15 protein-coding genes are annotated in these 15,581 nt (G+C 71.1%); 12 read left to right on the top strand and 3 right to left on the bottom strand.

All coding sequences use genetic code 11. The features are described 5' to 3' along the window. Positions 1-76: 76 nt before the first annotated feature. Together Q8A52_RS19465 and Q8A52_RS19460 are read left to right on the top strand one after the other, a co-directional pair. Entirely contained in the window at positions 77-1,219 is a 1,143-nt protein-coding gene (locus tag Q8A52_RS19465; RefSeq protein ID WP_316753873.1) for a glycosyltransferase family 4 protein, read from the top strand. 94 nt (positions 1,220-1,313) lie between these two features. Beyond that, positions 1,314-2,951: a GMC oxidoreductase gene (locus tag Q8A52_RS19460; protein WP_450818100.1), complete on the top strand. Its 1,638-nt coding sequence runs from the start codon at positions 1,314-1,316 to the stop codon at positions 2,949-2,951. 19 nt (positions 2,952-2,970) lie between these two features. Here Q8A52_RS19460 and Q8A52_RS19455 read toward each other — a convergent pair whose 3' ends face one another. After that, positions 2,971-4,767 (bottom strand): AMP-dependent synthetase/ligase, encoded by a 1,797-nt coding sequence (locus tag Q8A52_RS19455; RefSeq protein WP_316753870.1) that lies wholly within the window; start codon positions 4,765-4,767, stop codon positions 2,971-2,973. A gap of 316 nt (positions 4,768-5,083) precedes the next feature. Between Q8A52_RS19455 and Q8A52_RS19450 the strand changes: the two genes are divergently transcribed. The 6 genes from Q8A52_RS19450 to Q8A52_RS19425 all read left to right on the top strand — a co-directional run bounded on the left by Q8A52_RS19450 (position 5,084) and on the right by Q8A52_RS19425 (position 10,160). Next, complete coding sequence (locus Q8A52_RS19450; protein WP_316753868.1) at positions 5,084-5,881, top strand: metallophosphoesterase family protein; 798 nt, start codon at positions 5,084-5,086, stop codon at positions 5,879-5,881. A gap of 122 nt (positions 5,882-6,003) precedes the next feature. After that, positions 6,004-6,447 (top strand): SRPBCC family protein, encoded by a 444-nt coding sequence (locus Q8A52_RS19445; RefSeq protein ID WP_316753866.1) that lies wholly within the window; start codon positions 6,004-6,006, stop codon positions 6,445-6,447. Between the two features lie 43 nt (positions 6,448-6,490). Continuing rightward, positions 6,491-7,660, top strand: coding sequence for an ArsA family ATPase (locus tag Q8A52_RS19440; protein WP_316753865.1), 1,170 nt, complete (start codon positions 6,491-6,493; stop codon positions 7,658-7,660). Between the two features lie 110 nt (positions 7,661-7,770). After that, entirely contained in the window at positions 7,771-8,241 is a 471-nt protein-coding gene (locus Q8A52_RS19435; RefSeq protein WP_316753863.1) for a DUF5304 domain-containing protein, read from the top strand. A gap of 67 nt (positions 8,242-8,308) precedes the next feature. Then, the gene (locus Q8A52_RS19430) at positions 8,309-9,262 is read left to right on the top strand and encodes an ROK family glucokinase (RefSeq protein WP_316753861.1); all 954 of its coding nucleotides are present in this window, start codon (positions 8,309-8,311) and stop codon (positions 9,260-9,262) included. 151 nt (positions 9,263-9,413) lie between these two features. Continuing rightward, positions 9,414-10,160 carry an endonuclease/exonuclease/phosphatase family protein gene (locus tag Q8A52_RS19425; protein WP_316753858.1) on the top strand — a complete coding sequence of 249 codons (747 nt, stop codon included), beginning with the start codon at positions 9,414-9,416 and terminating at the stop codon, positions 10,158-10,160. 15 nt (positions 10,161-10,175) lie between these two features. Here the strand turns inward: Q8A52_RS19425 and Q8A52_RS19420 are convergent, their stop codons facing one another. Both Q8A52_RS19420 and Q8A52_RS19415 read right to left on the bottom strand, forming a co-directional pair. Continuing rightward, the gene (locus Q8A52_RS19420) at positions 10,176-10,733 is read right to left on the bottom strand and encodes a hypothetical protein (protein ID WP_316753856.1); all 558 of its coding nucleotides are present in this window, start codon (positions 10,731-10,733) and stop codon (positions 10,176-10,178) included. Then, on the bottom strand, positions 10,726-11,505 hold the full coding sequence (locus tag Q8A52_RS19415; RefSeq protein WP_316753854.1) for an alpha/beta hydrolase: 780 nt from the start codon (positions 11,503-11,505) through the stop codon (positions 10,726-10,728). Before Q8A52_RS19415 ends, Q8A52_RS19420 begins: the two co-directional genes overlap by 8 nt. Positions 11,506-11,653: 148 nt before the next feature. On the opposite strand from Q8A52_RS19415, the gene Q8A52_RS19410 reads away from it, so the two are divergent. The 4 genes from Q8A52_RS19410 (at position 11,654) to Q8A52_RS19395 (ending at position 15,515) form a co-directional block, all read left to right on the top strand. Beyond that, positions 11,654-12,388 (top strand): lysophospholipid acyltransferase family protein, encoded by a 735-nt coding sequence (locus Q8A52_RS19410; protein WP_316753852.1) that lies wholly within the window; start codon positions 11,654-11,656, stop codon positions 12,386-12,388. A 67-nt stretch (positions 12,389-12,455) separates the two neighbouring features. Then, the gene (gene macS / locus Q8A52_RS19405; RefSeq protein WP_316753850.1) at positions 12,456-13,691 is read left to right on the top strand and encodes a MacS family sensor histidine kinase; all 1,236 of its coding nucleotides are present in this window, start codon (positions 12,456-12,458) and stop codon (positions 13,689-13,691) included. Further along, positions 13,688-14,365, top strand: coding sequence for a response regulator transcription factor (locus Q8A52_RS19400; protein WP_316753847.1), 678 nt, complete (start codon positions 13,688-13,690; stop codon positions 14,363-14,365). The genes macS and Q8A52_RS19400 overlap by 4 nt, the downstream gene beginning before the upstream one ends. Before the next feature lie 121 nt (positions 14,366-14,486). Then, on the top strand, positions 14,487-15,515 hold the full coding sequence (locus Q8A52_RS19395) for a 6-phosphofructokinase (RefSeq protein ID WP_316753846.1): 1,029 nt from the start codon (positions 14,487-14,489) through the stop codon (positions 15,513-15,515). Positions 15,516-15,581 lie beyond the last annotated feature (66 nt).

Here is a 15,581-nt window from a genome sequence, read left to right as displayed (position 1 = left end):
GGCCTGTGCAAGTGCCATGAAGCACGGCCGCGGGCGCCCGTGCCCGTCGTACGCCGGTTGGGTAGGGTCGGCGGCGATGCACAAGACCCTGATCGTGACCAACGACTTCCCGCCCCGGCCGGGCGGCATCCAGGCGTTCCTGCACAACATGGCGCTGCGCCTGGACCCCGACCGGCTGGTCGTCTACGCCTCCACCTGGAAGCGGAGCCGGGAGGGTGTCGAGGCGACCGCCGCCTTCGACGCCGACCAGCCCTTCACCGTCGTGCGCGATCGTACGACGATGCTGCTGCCGACGCCGGGGGCGACCCGGCGGGCGGTCGGGCTGCTGCGCGAGCACGGGTGCACCTCGGTGTGGTTCGGGGCGGCGGCCCCGCTCGGGCTGATGGCGCCGGCGCTGCGCAGGGCTGGCGCCGAGCGGCTGGTGGCCACCACCCACGGGCACGAGGCCGGCTGGGCCCAGCTGCCCGCCGCACGGCAGCTGCTGCGCCGGATCGGCGAGTCCACCGACACGATCACCTACCTCGGCGAGTACACGCGCTCGCGCATCGCCGGCGCGCTGACGCCGGAGGCGGCCGGACGGATGGCCCAGCTGCCCCCGGGCGTCGACGAGAAGACCTTCCACCCGGCGTCGGGCGGAGACGAGGTCCGGGCGCGGCTCGGCCTGACCGAGCGGCCCGTGGTGGTCTGCGTCTCGCGCCTCGTGCCGCGCAAGGGCCAGGACACACTGATCCGGGCCATGCCGAGGATCCTCGCCAAGGAGCCGGACGCCGTGCTGCTGATCGTCGGCGGCGGGCCGTACGAGAAGGATCTGCGTCGACTCGCCGGGGAGACCGGGGTCGCCGACTCGGTGCGCTTCACCGGCGCCGTGCCCTGGGCGGAGCTGCCCGCCCACTACGGCGCCGGGGACGTCTTCGCCATGCCGTGCCGGACCCGGCGCGGCGGGCTCGACGTCGAGGGGCTCGGGATCGTCTATCTGGAGGCCTCGGCCACGGGGCTGCCGGTCGTCGCCGGCGACTCGGGCGGGGCGCCCGACGCGGTGCTCGACGGGGAGACCGGATGGGTCGTGCGGGGCGGCTCCCCCGAGGACGCCGCCGACCGGATCGCCACGCTCCTCGGGGACCCCGAACTGCGCCGCCGGATGGGCGAGCGCGGGCGGCAGTGGGTCGAGGAGAAGTGGCGCTGGGACCTGCTCGCCGAGCGGCTCAAGGCGCTGCTGTAAAAGGCTGCTCGCCTGTAAAAAGCTGCTGCAAAGGTTCGATTCAGACCTTGCCGGGACTCTAGGCGGAACCGGAAAATCCGCACATGCTGCGCGCATGACAGCAAAACTGATGCAGCGTCAGCTGACGAGACGTCAAATCCTGGGCATGGTCGCCCTCCAGACCGCCGCCACGGCCGGTCTCACCCGCATCGGTCTCCAGTCCGCCCGAGCCGCCGAACCGGCCGCCGCCGAGAGCGCCCCCGCGATCGTCGTCGGCTCCGGCTACGGCGGCGCCGTCGCCGCCCTCCGCCTCGGCCAGGCCGGCATCCGCACCCTCGTGATCGAGATGGGCCGGCTGTGGAACACCACCGGCTCCGACGGCAAGGTCTTCTGCTCCACCAGCGCCCCGGACGAGCGCTCCATGTGGTTCCGTACGCGCACCGAGGCGCCACTGGCCACGTTCCTGTGGCTGGACCTCGTCAACAAGAACATCAACTCCTACCCGGGCGTCCTGGACCGGGTGCACTACGACCACATGTCCGTGTTCGTCGGGCGGGGCGTCGGGGGCGGCTCCCTGGTCAACGGCGGGATGGCGGTCACCCCGCTCCAGTCTTACTTCACCGAGCAGTTCCCGACCGTGGACGCCACGGAGATGTACGGCACGTACTTCCCGCGCGCCCGTTCCATGCTCGGCGTCAACACCATCGAACCCGCCTGGTTCGAGTCGACCGAGTGGTACAAGTTCGCCCGCACTTCCCGGAAGGCCGCCTCCAACGCGGGCCTGAAGACCACGTTCGTGCCGAATGTCTACGACTTCGGCTACATGCAGCGCGAGGCGGCCGGCACGGCCACCAAGTCCGCGCTCGCCGGCGAGGTCATCTACGGCAACAACTACGGCAAGCGCAGCCTCGACAAGACGTATCTCGCCGCCGCGCTCGGCACCGGCAACGTCACCATCCACACGCTGGAGAAGGTGAAGGCCGTCAGCCGGGCGAGCGACGGGACGTACGTCCTGACCGCCGACCGGATCGACAACACGGGCGCGGTCGTCGAGACCAAGCAGTACGGCTGCACCTACCTCTTCCTGGGCGGCGGCAGCCTGGGCACCACCGAACTCCTGGTCCGCGCCCGGGACACCGGCACCCTGCCCGAGCTGAACTCCAGCGTGGGCGCCGGCTGGGGCACCAACGGCAACACCATGCTCGGGCGCGCCAACCACATCTGGGACACGGTCGGCGCCAACCAGGCGACCATGCCCGTCCTGGGCATCGACGACTGGGCCAACGCCGACAACCCGGTCTTCGCCGAGATCGCCCCGCTGCCCATGGGCTTCGAGCACTGGGTCAGCCTCTATCTGGCGATCACCAAGAACCCGGAGCGGGCGAGATTCACCTACGACGCGGCCTCCGGTTCCGTGAAGCTCGGCTGGACCGCCGCCCAGAGCGCGGTGTCGGTCGGCATGGCCAAGAAGCTGTTCGACCGGATCAACCTGGCCAACGCCACGATCTACCGGTACGACCTGTTCGGCTCGACCAGCAAGGTCTTCGCCGACGACTTCACGTACCACCCGCTGGGCGGCTGCGTGCTGGGGAAGGCCACCGACGACTACGGCCGGGTGAAGGGCTATTCGAAGCTGTACATCACCGACGGCTCGCTGGTGCCCGGGTCGATCGGCGTGAACCCCTTCGTCACCATCACCGCGCTCGCCGAACGCACCATGGCGCGGGTCCTCGCCGAGGACACCGCGCCATGATGCACCGTCAGGGGCCGTACTACTTCTGGTAGATCGCCTCGATCTCGTCCGCGTAGTCCTTCGCCACCACATTGCGCTTGAGCTTCAGGGACGGCGTCAGGTGGCCCGACTCCTCCGAGAACTGGGAGGACAGAATGCGGAACTTCCGCACCGATTCCGCCTTCGACACCGCGGCGTTGCCGTCGTCGACCGCGTCCTGGATCGCAGCGATGAGATCCGGGTCCTCGCGCAGCGACGCCGCGGTGGAGCCCGCCGGCTTGCCGTGCTCGGCGGCCCAACGGCCCAGGAACTCCTCGTCGATGGTGACCAGCGCGCCCACGAACGGCCGCCCGTCGCCCACCACCATGCACTCCGCGACCAGCGCGTGCGCCCGGATGCGGTCCTCGATCACGGCCGGGGCGACGTTCTTGCCGCCCGCGGTGACGATGATCTCCTTCTTGCGGCCGGTGATCTTGAGGTAGCCGTCCTCGTCGAGGGTGCCGATGTCACCGGTGTGGAACCAGCCGTCGGCCAGCGCCTCGGCGGTCGCGGCCTCGTTGTTCCAGTAGCCCTTGAACAGGTGCTCGCCGTGCAGCAGCACCTCGCCGTCGTCGGCGATCCGCACGACCGAGCCGGGCAGCGGCTGGCCGACCGTACCGATCTTCTGCCGGTCCCAGGGGTTGAACGCGGTCGCCGCACAGGACTCGGTCAGGCCGTAGCCCTCCAGGACCGTGAAGCCGATGCCGCGGAAGAAGTGGCCCAGACGCTCGCCCAGCGGGGCGCCGCCCGAGATGGCGTACTCGCCCCGGCCGCCGAGCACCGCGCGCAGCTTGCTGTAGACGAGCTTGTCGAAGACCTTGTGCTTGATCTTCAGACCGAAGGACGGGCCCGACGGCGTGTCCAGCGCCTTGCTGTACGCGATCGCGGTGTCCGCCGCCTTGTCGAAGACGGCGCCCTTGCCGTCCGCCTGCGCCTTGGCGCGAGCCGAGTTGTAGACCTTCTCGAAGACGCGCGGGACGCCCAGGATCAGGGTCGGCCGGTACGCGGCCAGCTCGTCGGTGAGGTTCTTGATGTCCGGGACGTTGCCCAGCTTGATCGGCGCCATCATCGGCGCGACCTGCACCAGCCGGCCGAAGACGTGCGCGAGCGGCAGGAAGAGCAGGACGGAGCACTCGCCGGTGCGGAACAGCGGCCGCAGCCGCTCCACGATGTTCCCGCACTCGGCGAAGAAGCTGCGGTGGGTCAGGACACAGCCCTTGGGCCGCCCTGTGGTGCCGGAGGTGTAGACGATGGTCGCCGGGTCGTCCGCCTTGGCGAGCGAGCTGCGCTCCTCGACGGTGGCGTCCGTGACGTCCTGGCCGAGCCGGCCCAGCTCCTCCACGCCGCCGGCCTCGATCTGCCAGACGTGCTTGAGGGCGGGCAGGCGGTCGCGCACCGAGTCGACGGCGGCCGCGTGGTTGTCGAGCTCGACGATGCACGCGGTGGCCCCGGAGTCGCTCAGGATCCACTGCACCTGCTCCGGCGAGCTGGTCTCGTACACCGGCACGGTGATCGCGCCGGCACTCCAGATCGCGAAGTCGAGCAGGGTCCACTCGTAGCGGGTACGGGACATCAGGCCGACCCGGTCGCCGGGCTGCACACCGGAGGCGATGAGTCCCTTGGCCGCGGCGCGCACCTCGGCCAGGAATGCCGTGGCCGTCACGTCCTGCCAGACACCGCCGACCTTGCGGGCGATGACGGCGACGTCGGGATGCTGCGCGGCGTTTCTGCGGACGATGTCGGTCAGGTTGCCGTCCGCAGGGACCTCGTACAAAGCCGGAAGGCTGAACTCGCGCAAGACTGCTGCTCCTCATAGGGCGCCGGCGCCACGACGTTGTGCGATGCGACGGTGCGGTCCAAGGCTCGGGCAGGTACTCCGGTTGTCCACCACGAGCCTTGAGGATCGTTGGTTGAAATCCAGAGCACGACTGGACTGCCCGGACGTTACCCGTCGGTATGGCTTCTTCGACAGGGGTTCCCGGCGAGATGTTCGCTGCGTCACACAAGCTGGTGTTCCTTCGCGTACGGTAGTCCACCCCTTTACTGACTGGCCAGTAACCGCAGGTCCGACCGCCACTGTTCACGTATGCCGCACACGCCTACCCTTGATCACCATGGCACCCACACCCGCCGGTAACCGAAGGACGCGCGTCCATGTGGTCAGTGACGTGCACGGCAACGCCCGTGACCTGGCCAGAGCCGGCGACGGCGCCGACGCCCTGATCTGTCTGGGCGACCTCGTGCTCTTCCTGGACTACGCCGACCACTCGCGCGGCATCTTCCCCGACCTGTTCGGCGTGGCGAACGCGGACCGTATCGTCGAGCTGCGCACCTCCCGCCGCTTTGAGGAGGCGCGGGAGTTCGGGGCCCGGCTGTGGGCGGGCATAGGCAGCGACCGCGGCTCCGCGATCGAGAAGGCGGTGCGCAAGCAGTACGCCGAGATGTTCGCGGTGTTCCCGGCACCGACGTACGCGACGTACGGCAATGTCGACATGCCGCCCCTGTGGCGGGAGTACGCCGGTCCGGGCACCACGGTCCTGGACGGCGAGCGGGTGGAGATCGGGGGCTGGACCTTCGGCTTCGTCGGCGGCGGCCTGCGCACCCCGATGCGGACGCCGTACGAGATCAGCGACGAGGAGTACGCGGCGAAGATCGAGGCGGTCGGCGAGGTCGACGTGCTGTGCACCCACATCCCCCCGGAGGTCCCGGAACTGGTGTACGACACCGTCGCGCGCCGCTTCGAGCGCGGCAGCCGCGCCCTGCTGGACGCGATCCGCCGCACCAGACCCCGCTACGCCCTGTTCGGGCACGTCCACCAGCCGCTGGTACGGCGCATGCGGATCGGCGCGACCGAGTGCGTGAACGTGGGGCACTTCGCCGGGACGGGACGGCCCTGGGTACTGGAATGGTGAACGACCTCAGATGGGGTGAAGGCGCCTGGTCGGGCGCGCGGTAGCCTTCACGCTGCACACACGTGCGCACGCCCGCGCACGGCGCACCCGACTAACGGCCCGCATCTGGAGGAGCCACGGCGATGGCGGAACACACCAGTTCGAGCATCACGATCGAGGCGGCTCCGGCCGACGTCATGGCGGTGATCGCCGACTTCGCCCGCTACCCGGACTGGACCGGCGAGGTGAAGGAGGCGGAGGTCCTCAAGACCGACGACCGGGGCCGCGCCGAGCAGGTCCGCCTCGTCATGGACGCCGGGGCCATCAAGGACGACCAGACCCTGGGCTACACCTGGACCGGGGAGAACGAGGTCTCCTGGACCCTGGTGAAGTCCCAGATGCTGCGCTCCCTGGACGGCTCCTACCTCCTCAAGCCGGCCGGCGCGGGCGCCACCGAGGTGACGTACCAGCTCACCGTGGACGTCAAGATCCCCATGCTCGGCATGATCAAGCGCAAGGCCGAGAAGGTCATCATCGACCGGGCGCTGGCGGGGCTGAAGAAGCGGGTGGAGTCGGCCGAGAAGTAGGCGCGACGTTCCGGGGCGGCGCGCGGCGGTACCGTTCACCCTCATGCGCACCATCCTGATCACGGGCCCGGGCGGCTGTGGACGTACGACCCTCGCCGCCGCCACCGCTCTGCGCGCCGCGGGCACCGGCAGTCGGACCCTCGTGCTGAGCGCGGACCGCACCGACACCCTCGGTGCGGCGCTGGGCACGGCGACGGGACCGGCCCCGGTGCGGGTCGCGCCGCACCTCACCGCCTGGCGCCCCGACGCGGTGGAACGCTTCCGCGAGGACCTCACCGCGTTCCAGACCCGCGCCGCGAACGTCCTGGACCTCCTCGGCGCCGCCCGCCTCGACGGCGAGGAGGTCACCCCGCTGCCCGGCGCCGAGGAGCTGTCCTTCCTGCGCGCCCTGCGGGACGCCGCCCTGTCCGAGCGCTACGACCTCCTGGTCGTCGACCTCCCGCCCATCCCGCAGGCACTCGCCCTCCTCGCCCTCCCCGAGGAGCTGCGCCGCTACCTGCGCAGGCTGCTGCCGCCCGAGCGGCAGGCCGCCCGCGCCCTGCGCCCCGTCCTCGGCCGGCTCGCCGGAGTCCCCATGCCCGCCCAGTGGCTGTACGAGACGGCCGCCCGCTGGGACGTCGAACTGGCCGCCGTCGAGGCCGTCATGGCCGACCGCGCCACATCCGTACTGCTGGTCGCCGAACCGGGACCGGCAGGCGCCGACGCCGTCCGCGCCGCCACCCTCGCCCTCGCCCTGCGCGGCCTGCGCACCGAGACGCTGGTCGCCAACCGCGTGCTGCCCGAGACCGCGTCCGACACCTGGCTCGCCGGACTCGTCGCCCAGCAGCGCAAGGCCCTCGCCGACTGGGAGGAGTCCTACGACGTCCACCCGGTCGCCCACCTCGGCCGCGATCCGCACGGCCACGACGACCTCGCCGCGCTCCACGTGCCCGCCGTCAACCCGGCGCCCACCCCCGTCGAGTGGCCCGTCACCGACCGGATCGCCGAGGACGGCGTGCTCGTCTGGACCGTCCCGCTGCCCGGCGCGATACGCGACGAACTCGACCTCGTCCGGCGCGGCGACGAGATCGTGATCACGGCCGGCCGGTTCCGCCGGATCGTGGCGCTCCCGTCCGCCCTGCGCCGCTGCAGCGTCGCCGGCGCGGCCCTGCGCGAGGGCGAGCTGCGCATCCGGTTCGCGCCGGATCCGGACCTGTGGCCGCGCGAAAAGTGATTCCCGCTCGCCCGGCACCGGAGCGACGGCCGATCCGGCCGCGCCGACGGTGAACCCCGCACGCCCATTCGGGTAACGTCGTAGAGACGAACCGTAGTCAGGAGTCCGTCATGAGCGAAGAGCGCCCCACACCTGACGCCCCCGAGGCGGACGAAGAGGTTCGGGCGACCGACGCCGATGCCTGGTCCAAGGCCTGCGCCGAGGACCTGGAGGCCGAGCGGGCCCGCCGTCGTGCCCAGTACGGCTCTCCGCAGGGCTCGGCCGCCGAGGAACTGCGCAAACTCGTCGACGCCGTCGCCGACAAGCTGTCCGGCCTCCAGTCCCCGCTCCTCGGGGCGGTCGCCGGGCCCGCCGCCCAGCAGGTGGTGCGGCAGGTGGTCCAGCAGGCCAAGGCCGCCGTCGAGCCCGTCATAGAGCGCAACCCGGATGTTTTCGACCACCTCGCGGCGGCCGGGAACGAACTGCTGGCCGCGTACCGCTCCGCCGTCCAGGCACAGGAACAGCGCTGGACGTCCCGTACGGAAGACCTGAAGGACCGGGGCGACGGCACCGGCTCAGGAGAACGCATCGACTTGGACTGACAGCCCCCGCCGGTAGGGCCTCGGGTACGGTTGGCCGTAGCGGGGCTCGACCGAAACTGAGGGATTCATGGGACTCACCATCGGCGTCGACATCGGCGGCACGAAGATTGCGGCCGGCGTGGTCGATGAGGAAGGCAACATCCTCTCGACCCACAAGGTGCCGACCCCGGGCACGCCCGCAGCGATCGTGGACGCCATCGCCTCGGCGGTGGAGGGCGCACATGCCGGTCACGACATCGTCGGCGTGGGCATCGGTGCGGCCGGTTACGTGAACCGGCAGCGCTCGACCGTCTACTTCGCCCCCAACATCGACTGGCGCCAGGAGCCGCTGAAGCAGGAGGTCGAGGCCCGCGTGGGTCTCCCGGTCGTCGTCGAGAACGACGCCAACGCGGCCGCGTGGGGCGAGTACAAGTTCGGGGCGGGCAAGGGCCACCGCAACGTCATCTGCATCACGCTCGGCACCGGCCTCGGCGGCGGCATCATCATCGGCAACAAGCTGCGCCGCGGCCACTTCGGCGTGGCCGCCGAGTTCGGCCACATCCGGATGGTCCCGGACGGCCTGCTGTGCGGCTGCGGCTCGCAGGGCTGCTGGGAGCAGTACGCCTCCGGACGTGCCCTGGTCAGGTACGCCAAGCAGCGCGCCAACGCCACCCCGGAGAGCGCCGAGATCCTGCTCGGCATGGGCGACGGCACCCCCGACGGCATCGAGGGCAAGCACATCTCCATGGCCGCCCGCCAGGGCGACCCGGTCGCCGTCGACTCCTACCGCGAGCTGGCCCGCTGGGCCGGCGCGGGCCTGGCCGACCTGGCCTCCCTCTTCGACCCCTCCGCGTTCATCGTGGGCGGCGGCCTCTCCGACGAGGGCGAGCTGGTCCTCGACCCGATCCGCAAGTCCTACAAGCGCTGGCTGGTCGGCGGCAACTGGCGCCCGGTCGCCGACGTGATCGCCGCCCAGCTGGGCAACAAGGCGGGCCTGGTGGGCGCCGCGGACCTGGCCCGGGAGCCGGACCCGATCATGTGACGTTCACTTTCGGGGTAGGGCGACTGTGCCTACCAAGGGGCGCGGGGCTGCATCGATGTGCGGCCCCGCCGCGTAGGCGCGACAAGCCACGAACCACCGGCAGCCGCGCACGCACCTCGCGCCCCGAGTTGTTCGGCGTACATTGATCCACATGGTGCCGCTCCCCAACTCCCGCACCGAGCCGGACGGTTCGGCCGTGATCCGCGTCCTCAGCTACAACATCCGTTCGATGAGGGACGACACCGCCGCCCTCGCCCGTGTGATCACCGCCTGCGCCCCCGACCTGGTCCTCGTCCAGGAAGCCCCCCGTTTCTTCCGCTGGCGCAAGAAGCTGGCCCGGCTCGCGGCCGCGTCCGGGCAGGTGATCCTCACCGGGGGCGCCACCGCGGCAGGACCGGCGATCCTGTGCAGCCTGCGGGCCACCGTCGAGCGGACGGAGGACGTACTCCTCCCGCTCACGCCGGGACTGCACAGGCGGGGCTTTGCCACCGCCGTCGTGGAGTTCGGCAGCACCCGGCTCGGCGTCCTGAGCTGTCACCTCAGCCTGCAGCAGGACGAGCGCTACGAGCAGGCGGGCATGCTCCTCGACCGGCTGGCCGGGATGGGCGTGGAGCACGCCGTCGCGGGCGGCGACCTCAATGAACGCCCCGGTGGACGCACCTTCCGGCGCCTGGCCGACGGACTGCGGGACTGCTGGGCCACCGCACCCTGGGGCAGCGAATACACCTCCACCCCCACCGACCCCCACCAGCGCATCGACGCGATCTTCGCGACCAAGGGCATCGAGGTCCTCGGCTGCGGGGTGCCCCTCGGCCACCCCGGAGTGACCCGGGCAGACCTGAGGGCGGCCACGGACCACCTTCCGGTCCTGGCCGCCCTCAGAATCCCGTCGGCGTAGCGGGCCGCGCGTCGCTCAGACGACCGCGCCCCGCCCCGGGTCGCCGTCCTCGTCGTCGTCCGTCTTCATCCGTGTCACCAGCGTGACGAAGCCGCCGAGGAAACCACCGATGCCGAGCGTCGCCAGCCACCACGTCATCTCCCAGCCGAGGAGCACGGCCAGCAGGAGCAGGATCGGGCCGCCGACCACGCCCAGCCAGGCGAACTTGGCCGTCGTGTCGGCGGTGGGCAGCGGCGGCGGCTCGGGCGGCACGAAGTGGCCCTCGTCGTCCTCGTCGAAGTCGTCCTCGGACGGCTCCGGCGCCGTGTAGTCACGCGGCCCGATGCCGGGCGCGAAGGAAACGGAGCTGCCCAGCGGTTTCGCGGGCTGCTCCGCCTCGGAGTCGTCGTCCTCGTTCGGCCCGGTCTCGGGCAGCGCGAGATCCTCGATCGACTTGAAGGGCTTGGCGCCCGGCGGGTCCGGCGGCTCGTCGCCGTATCCGGCGACGATCGCCGCCCAGGCGGCCTCCTCGTCGAAGGGCACGCCCTTCTCGTCCGGCTCGCGGTCCTCGCGGTCGGAGTCGTGCTCAGCCAACTGAGGCCGTCCCTTCTTTGCCGACACTGGGTGCGAGCCGGCCGGTGAAGGCGAGGCTCTCCTCGAAGATCCGGTCCGCATCGTGGTCCAACGTCGCCACGTGGTAACTCTGTTCCAGCACGACCTCCGTTACGTCCAGGGAGGACACCCGGCTCAGGATGCGGGCCGAGTCGGCCGGCGGCACCACATGGTCCTGGGCGCTGCGCAGGAGCAGCAGAGGCTGGGTCACCTGCGGGAGCTCGCCGTCCAGCAGGCGGAAGAAGGTGCGCAGGGAATGCGCCGCGTGCAGCGGCACCCGGTCGTAGCCCGTCTCGGCGGCGCCCGGCTTCGCGATGTCGCTGGCGATGCCCTTCGTCGTCCGCACGAGGTGCCTGGCCACCGGAAGGGCGTACGCGGACAGGCCGTGCACCTTGTTGGCCGGGTTGACGACCACCACGCCGTCGACCGCCTCCCCGTGCTTCGCGGCCAGCCGCAGGGCGAGCGCGCCGCCCATCGACAGGCCTGCCACGAACACCCGCGCGCAGCGCTCGCGCAGCACGCGCAGCTCGCGGTCCACCTCCGCGTACCAGTCCTGCCAGCCCGTGAGCTGCAAGTCCTCCCAGTGCGTGCCGTGCCCGGGCAGCAGCGGCAGCGACACGGTCAGGCCGTGCTCGGCATGATGCTCCGCCCAGGGGCGCAGTGACTGGGGCGAGCCGGTGAAGCCGTGGCAGAGGAGGACACCCACCTCCCCGCCCTCGTGGCGGTACGGCTCGGCTCCGGGGAGAACCGGCACCTTTCGGTCTCCTGTCCATGAGAAGGGCGTGAACGACTCCGGTGTGCTTCACCGTACGCGACCGCACTGACACCGACCAGGGTCGTCGGTCCCTTTGCCAGCGCTCCGGGTTAAGGTCTCATCGACGGAAACAGGAGGCACTCGGTTGTTGTACGGCACGATGAAGGTCGCCATCGGGGGACCGCTGAAGGTCGCCTTCAGACCCTGGGTGGAAGGCCTTGAGAACATTCCCGCCGAGGGCGCCGCCATCCTGGCGAGCAACCACCTCTCGTTCTCGGACTCGTTCTTCCTGCCCGCGGTCCTCGACCGCAAGGTCACCTTCATCGCGAAGGCGGAGTACTTCACGACGCCCGGTGTGAAGGGACGGCTGACGGCGGCCTTCTTCAAGGGCGTCGGCCAGCTCCCGGTGGACCGCTCCGGCGCGCGCGGCGCGGGCGAGGCGGCGATCAAGAGCGGCATAGAGGTTCTGGAGCGCGGTGAGCTGTTCGGCATCTACCCGGAGGGCACGCGCTCGCCCGACGGCCGCCTCTACCGCGGCAAGCCCGGCGGCCTCGCCCGTGTGGCCCTCGCCACCGGAGCTCCGGTCATCCCGGTCGCGATGATCGACACCGAGAAGATCCAGCCGCCCGGGAAGGTCGTCCCGAAGCTGATGCGGCCCGGCATCCGCATCGGCAAGCCGATGGACTTCACCCGCTACCAGGGCATGGAGCACGACCGCTTCGTGCTCCGCGCGGTGACCGACGAGGTCATGTACGAGATCATGAAGCTCTCCGGCCAGGAGTACGTCGACATCTACGCGACCGCCGCCAAGCGGCAGATCGCGGAGGCGGCGAAGGCCTCGAAGGAGGCCGAGAAGGCGGAGAAGAAGAAGGCGGAGTCCTAGACGGGGAGAAGGCGGAGTCCTGGACGAGGCCCTGAGCGGGGCAGTCCGGGACCGGGGGGTGGGGGTCGTGCCGAAGCGCGAAAAGGTCATGACGATGTCGGTCGAGCTGCCGCTGTGGCGTGCGCTCGCCGGCTACCGGGTCCTGACGATGCTGTATGCGGTCGGCCTGTTCGCCTCCGCCTACGACGAGTACGACCGCCCCGTCGTCGCCATCGCCTACTACGTCGTCCTGTGCGTCTGGGCGCTTGCCACGCTGCCCCGGGTGCGCAACGCGGTGGCCTGCACCAAGCGCTTCCTCGCCGTGGACCTCGCGATCGCGCTCACCGGCATAGTCCTCACCCCGTGGGTCGTCACCGACTACCACATCGACCGCGGTGGCCCCACCCTGCCGTCGATCTGGACGGCCGGCTCGGTCCTGGCGTTCGCCCTCAAGGGCGGCTGGCGCTGGGCCGCGTTCGCCTCCACACCCGTCGCCGTCGCCAACCTGATCGAGCGCGGCCACCCGGCCCGCGACACCGTCCACAACGTGATCCTCGTCTGGGTCGCCTCCATCGCCATCGGATACGTCGTCGAGGTCGCCCGGGCCTCCGAGCGCACCCTCGCCCGCGCCCTGGAGATCGAGGCCGCCACCCGGGAGCGGGAGCGGCTGGCCCGGGACATCCACGACAGTGTGCTGCAGGTGCTGGCGATGGTGCAGCGGCGCGGCGCGGTCATCGGCGGGGAGGCGGCCGAGCTGGGCCGTATGGCGGGGGAGCAGGAGGTGGCGCTGCGCGCGCTCGTCTCCGGCGGTCTGCTGCCCCTCCCGCGCGTGTCCGAGGACGCGGCCGAGGGGGCGGTCGTACGGACCGTGGAGGAGCCCGACGACACCGCGGGGCCGGTCGACCTGCGCACCCTGCTCGTCCCGTACGCCGGTGCCCGGGTCAGCTTCGCCGAGCCCGGCGCCCCGGTGCCGCTGCCGCCCGGCGCCGCCCGGGAGCTGGCGGCCGCCGTCGGCGCGGCCCTGGACAATGTGCGCAGGCACGCGGGTCCGGACGCGCGGGCCTGGATCCTGGTCGAGGACGAGCCGGACGAGGTCGTGGTGACCGTCCGGGACGACGGACCCGGCATCCCCGAGGGGCGGCTCGCGCAGGCCGAGGGCGAGGGGCGGCTCGGGGTGGCCCTGTCGATCCGGGGGCGGCTGCGCGATCTCGGCGGCAGCGCCGAACTGGTCTCGACTCCGGGGCAGGGCACAGAAGTCGAGCTGAAGGTACCCAAGGTCCCGAAGGACCCGGACGTCTCCCGGGGGAAGGCGGAGAAGCGATGACGCAGCAGCAGGGCCCGATCAAGGTGATGGTGGTCGACGACCACCCCATGTGGCGCGACGCGGTCGCCCGCGACCTGGCCGAGTCCGGCTTCGAGGTGGTCGCCACCGCCGGGGACGGCGAGCAGGCGGTGCGCCGCGCGAGGGCCGCGGCCCCGGACGTCCTCGTCCTGGACCTCAACCTGCCCGCCAAGCCAGGCGTCCAGGTGTGCAAGGAACTGGTCGGCGTCAACCCCGCGTTGCGCGTCCTGGTGCTGTCGGCGAGCGGCGAGCACGCCGACGTGCTGGAGGCCGTGAAGTCCGGCGCGACCGGTTACCTCCTCAAGTCGGCTTCCACCGAGGAACTGCTGGACGCCGTGCGCCGTACGGCCGTCGGCGACCCGGTGTTCACCCCCGGCCTCGCAGGTCTGGTCCTCGGCGAGTACCGCCGGCTGGCCTCCGAGCCCGCGCCCGCCCCGGACGCGGACGAGCCGGGGGCGCCCCGGCTGACCGAGCGCGAGACCGAGGTGCTGCGGCTGGTCGCCAAGGGCCTGAGCTACAAGCAGATCGCCGAACGCCTGGTCATCTCCCACCGCACGGTCCAGAACCATGTCCAGAACACCCTCGGCAAGCTCCAGTTGCACAACCGGGTCGAGCTGGTGCGGTACGCGATAGAGCGCGGGCTCGACGACGCCTGACCGGCACCGTCAACCAACCGCCTGACATTTCACCGGAATTGCCTTTCCCGCCCATCCCTGTGTGACCGGGATCACCATTAGCGTGACCTGCATCAGGCAACCGCGGCGAAGGGACTTTTCCATGCGGGTCGGAGTACTGACCGGAGGCGGCGACTGCCCGGGGCTCAACGCCGTCATCCGGGCCATCGTGCGCAAGGGCGTGCAGGAGTACGGCTATGACTTCGTCGGCTTCCGGGACGGCTGGCGGGGCCCCCTCGAAGGCGACACCGTCCGCCTCGACATCCCGGCCGTGCGCGGCATCCTGCCCCGCGGCGGGACGATCCTCGGCTCCTCGCGGACCAATCCGCTGAAGCAGGAGGACGGCATCCGCCGGATCAAGGAGAACCTCGCCAAGCACGAGATCGGGGCGCTCATCGCGATCGGCGGCGAGGACACCCTGGGCGTGGCCGCGCGGCTGTCCGACGAGTACGGCATGCCCTGCGTCGGCGTGCCGAAGACCATCGACAACGACCTCTCCGCCACCGACTACACCTTCGGCTTCGACACCGCCGTCGGAATCGCCACCGAGGCCATCGACCGGCTGCACACCACCGCCGAGTCCCATATGCGGGTCCTGGTCTGCGAGGTGATGGGCCGGCACGCCGGCTGGATCGCCCTCCACTCCGGGCTCGCGGGCGGCGCGAACGTCATCCTCATCCCCGAGCAGCGCTTCGACCTCGACCAGGTGTGCGCCTGGATCACCTCCCGCTTCAAGGCGTCCTACGCCCCGATCGTGGTCGTCGCCGAGGGCGCCATGCCGAAGGACGGCGACGTCGTGCTCAAGGACGGGTCGCTGGACTCCTTCGGGCACGTACGGCTCTCCGGTGTCGGCGAGTGGCTGGCCAAGGAGATCGAGAAGCGCACCGGCAAGGAGGCGCGGACCACCGTCCTCGGGCACATCCAGCGCGGCGGCACCCCGAGCGCCTTCGACCGCTGGCTCGCCACCCGCTTCGGGCTGCACGCCATCGACGCCGTCCGCGACGGCGACTTCGGCAAGATGGTCGCGCTGCGCGGCACCGACATCGTCCGCGTCCCGATCGCCGAGGCCACTGCCAGGCTCAAGACCGTGGACCCCAAGCTGTACGAGGAAGTCGGCGTGTTCTTCGGCTGAACCCCGAACTCCCCAGCCTCCCGACGGGGGTTGCCCGACATGCGAACGCCGCCGCGGCATCCGTGG

The sequence above is a fragment of the Streptomyces herbicida genome (genome assembly GCF_032656585.1).
In the GTDB taxonomy this organism is placed as follows: domain Bacteria; phylum Actinomycetota; class Actinomycetes; order Streptomycetales; family Streptomycetaceae; genus Streptomyces; species Streptomyces herbicida.
The sequence above is the reverse complement of the archived record's forward strand: the minus strand, read 5'-3'. Positions and strand labels throughout refer to the sequence as shown.

Excerpts from the sequence above, each read along its gene's own strand:
- Q8A52_RS19465 (WP_316753873.1), top strand. The coding sequence starts at position 77 with ATGCACAAGACCCTGATCGTGACCAACGACTTCCCGCCCCGGCCGGGC.
- Q8A52_RS19460 (WP_450818100.1), top strand. The coding sequence starts at position 1,314 with ATGACAGCAAAACTGATGCAGCGTCAGCTGACGAGACGTCAAATCCTG.
- Q8A52_RS19450 (WP_316753868.1), top strand. The coding sequence starts at position 5,084 with ATGGCACCCACACCCGCCGGTAACCGAAGGACGCGCGTCCATGTGGTC.
- Q8A52_RS19445 (WP_316753866.1), top strand. The coding sequence starts at position 6,004 with ATGGCGGAACACACCAGTTCGAGCATCACGATCGAGGCGGCTCCGGCC.
- Q8A52_RS19440 (WP_316753865.1), top strand. The coding sequence starts at position 6,491 with ATGCGCACCATCCTGATCACGGGCCCGGGCGGCTGTGGACGTACGACC.
- Q8A52_RS19435 (WP_316753863.1), top strand. The coding sequence starts at position 7,771 with ATGAGCGAAGAGCGCCCCACACCTGACGCCCCCGAGGCGGACGAAGAG.
- Q8A52_RS19430 (WP_316753861.1), top strand. The coding sequence starts at position 8,309 with ATGGGACTCACCATCGGCGTCGACATCGGCGGCACGAAGATTGCGGCC.
- Q8A52_RS19425 (WP_316753858.1), top strand. The coding sequence starts at position 9,414 with ATGGTGCCGCTCCCCAACTCCCGCACCGAGCCGGACGGTTCGGCCGTG.
- Q8A52_RS19400 (WP_316753847.1), top strand. The coding sequence starts at position 13,688 with ATGACGCAGCAGCAGGGCCCGATCAAGGTGATGGTGGTCGACGACCAC.
- Q8A52_RS19395 (WP_316753846.1), top strand. The coding sequence starts at position 14,487 with ATGCGGGTCGGAGTACTGACCGGAGGCGGCGACTGCCCGGGGCTCAAC.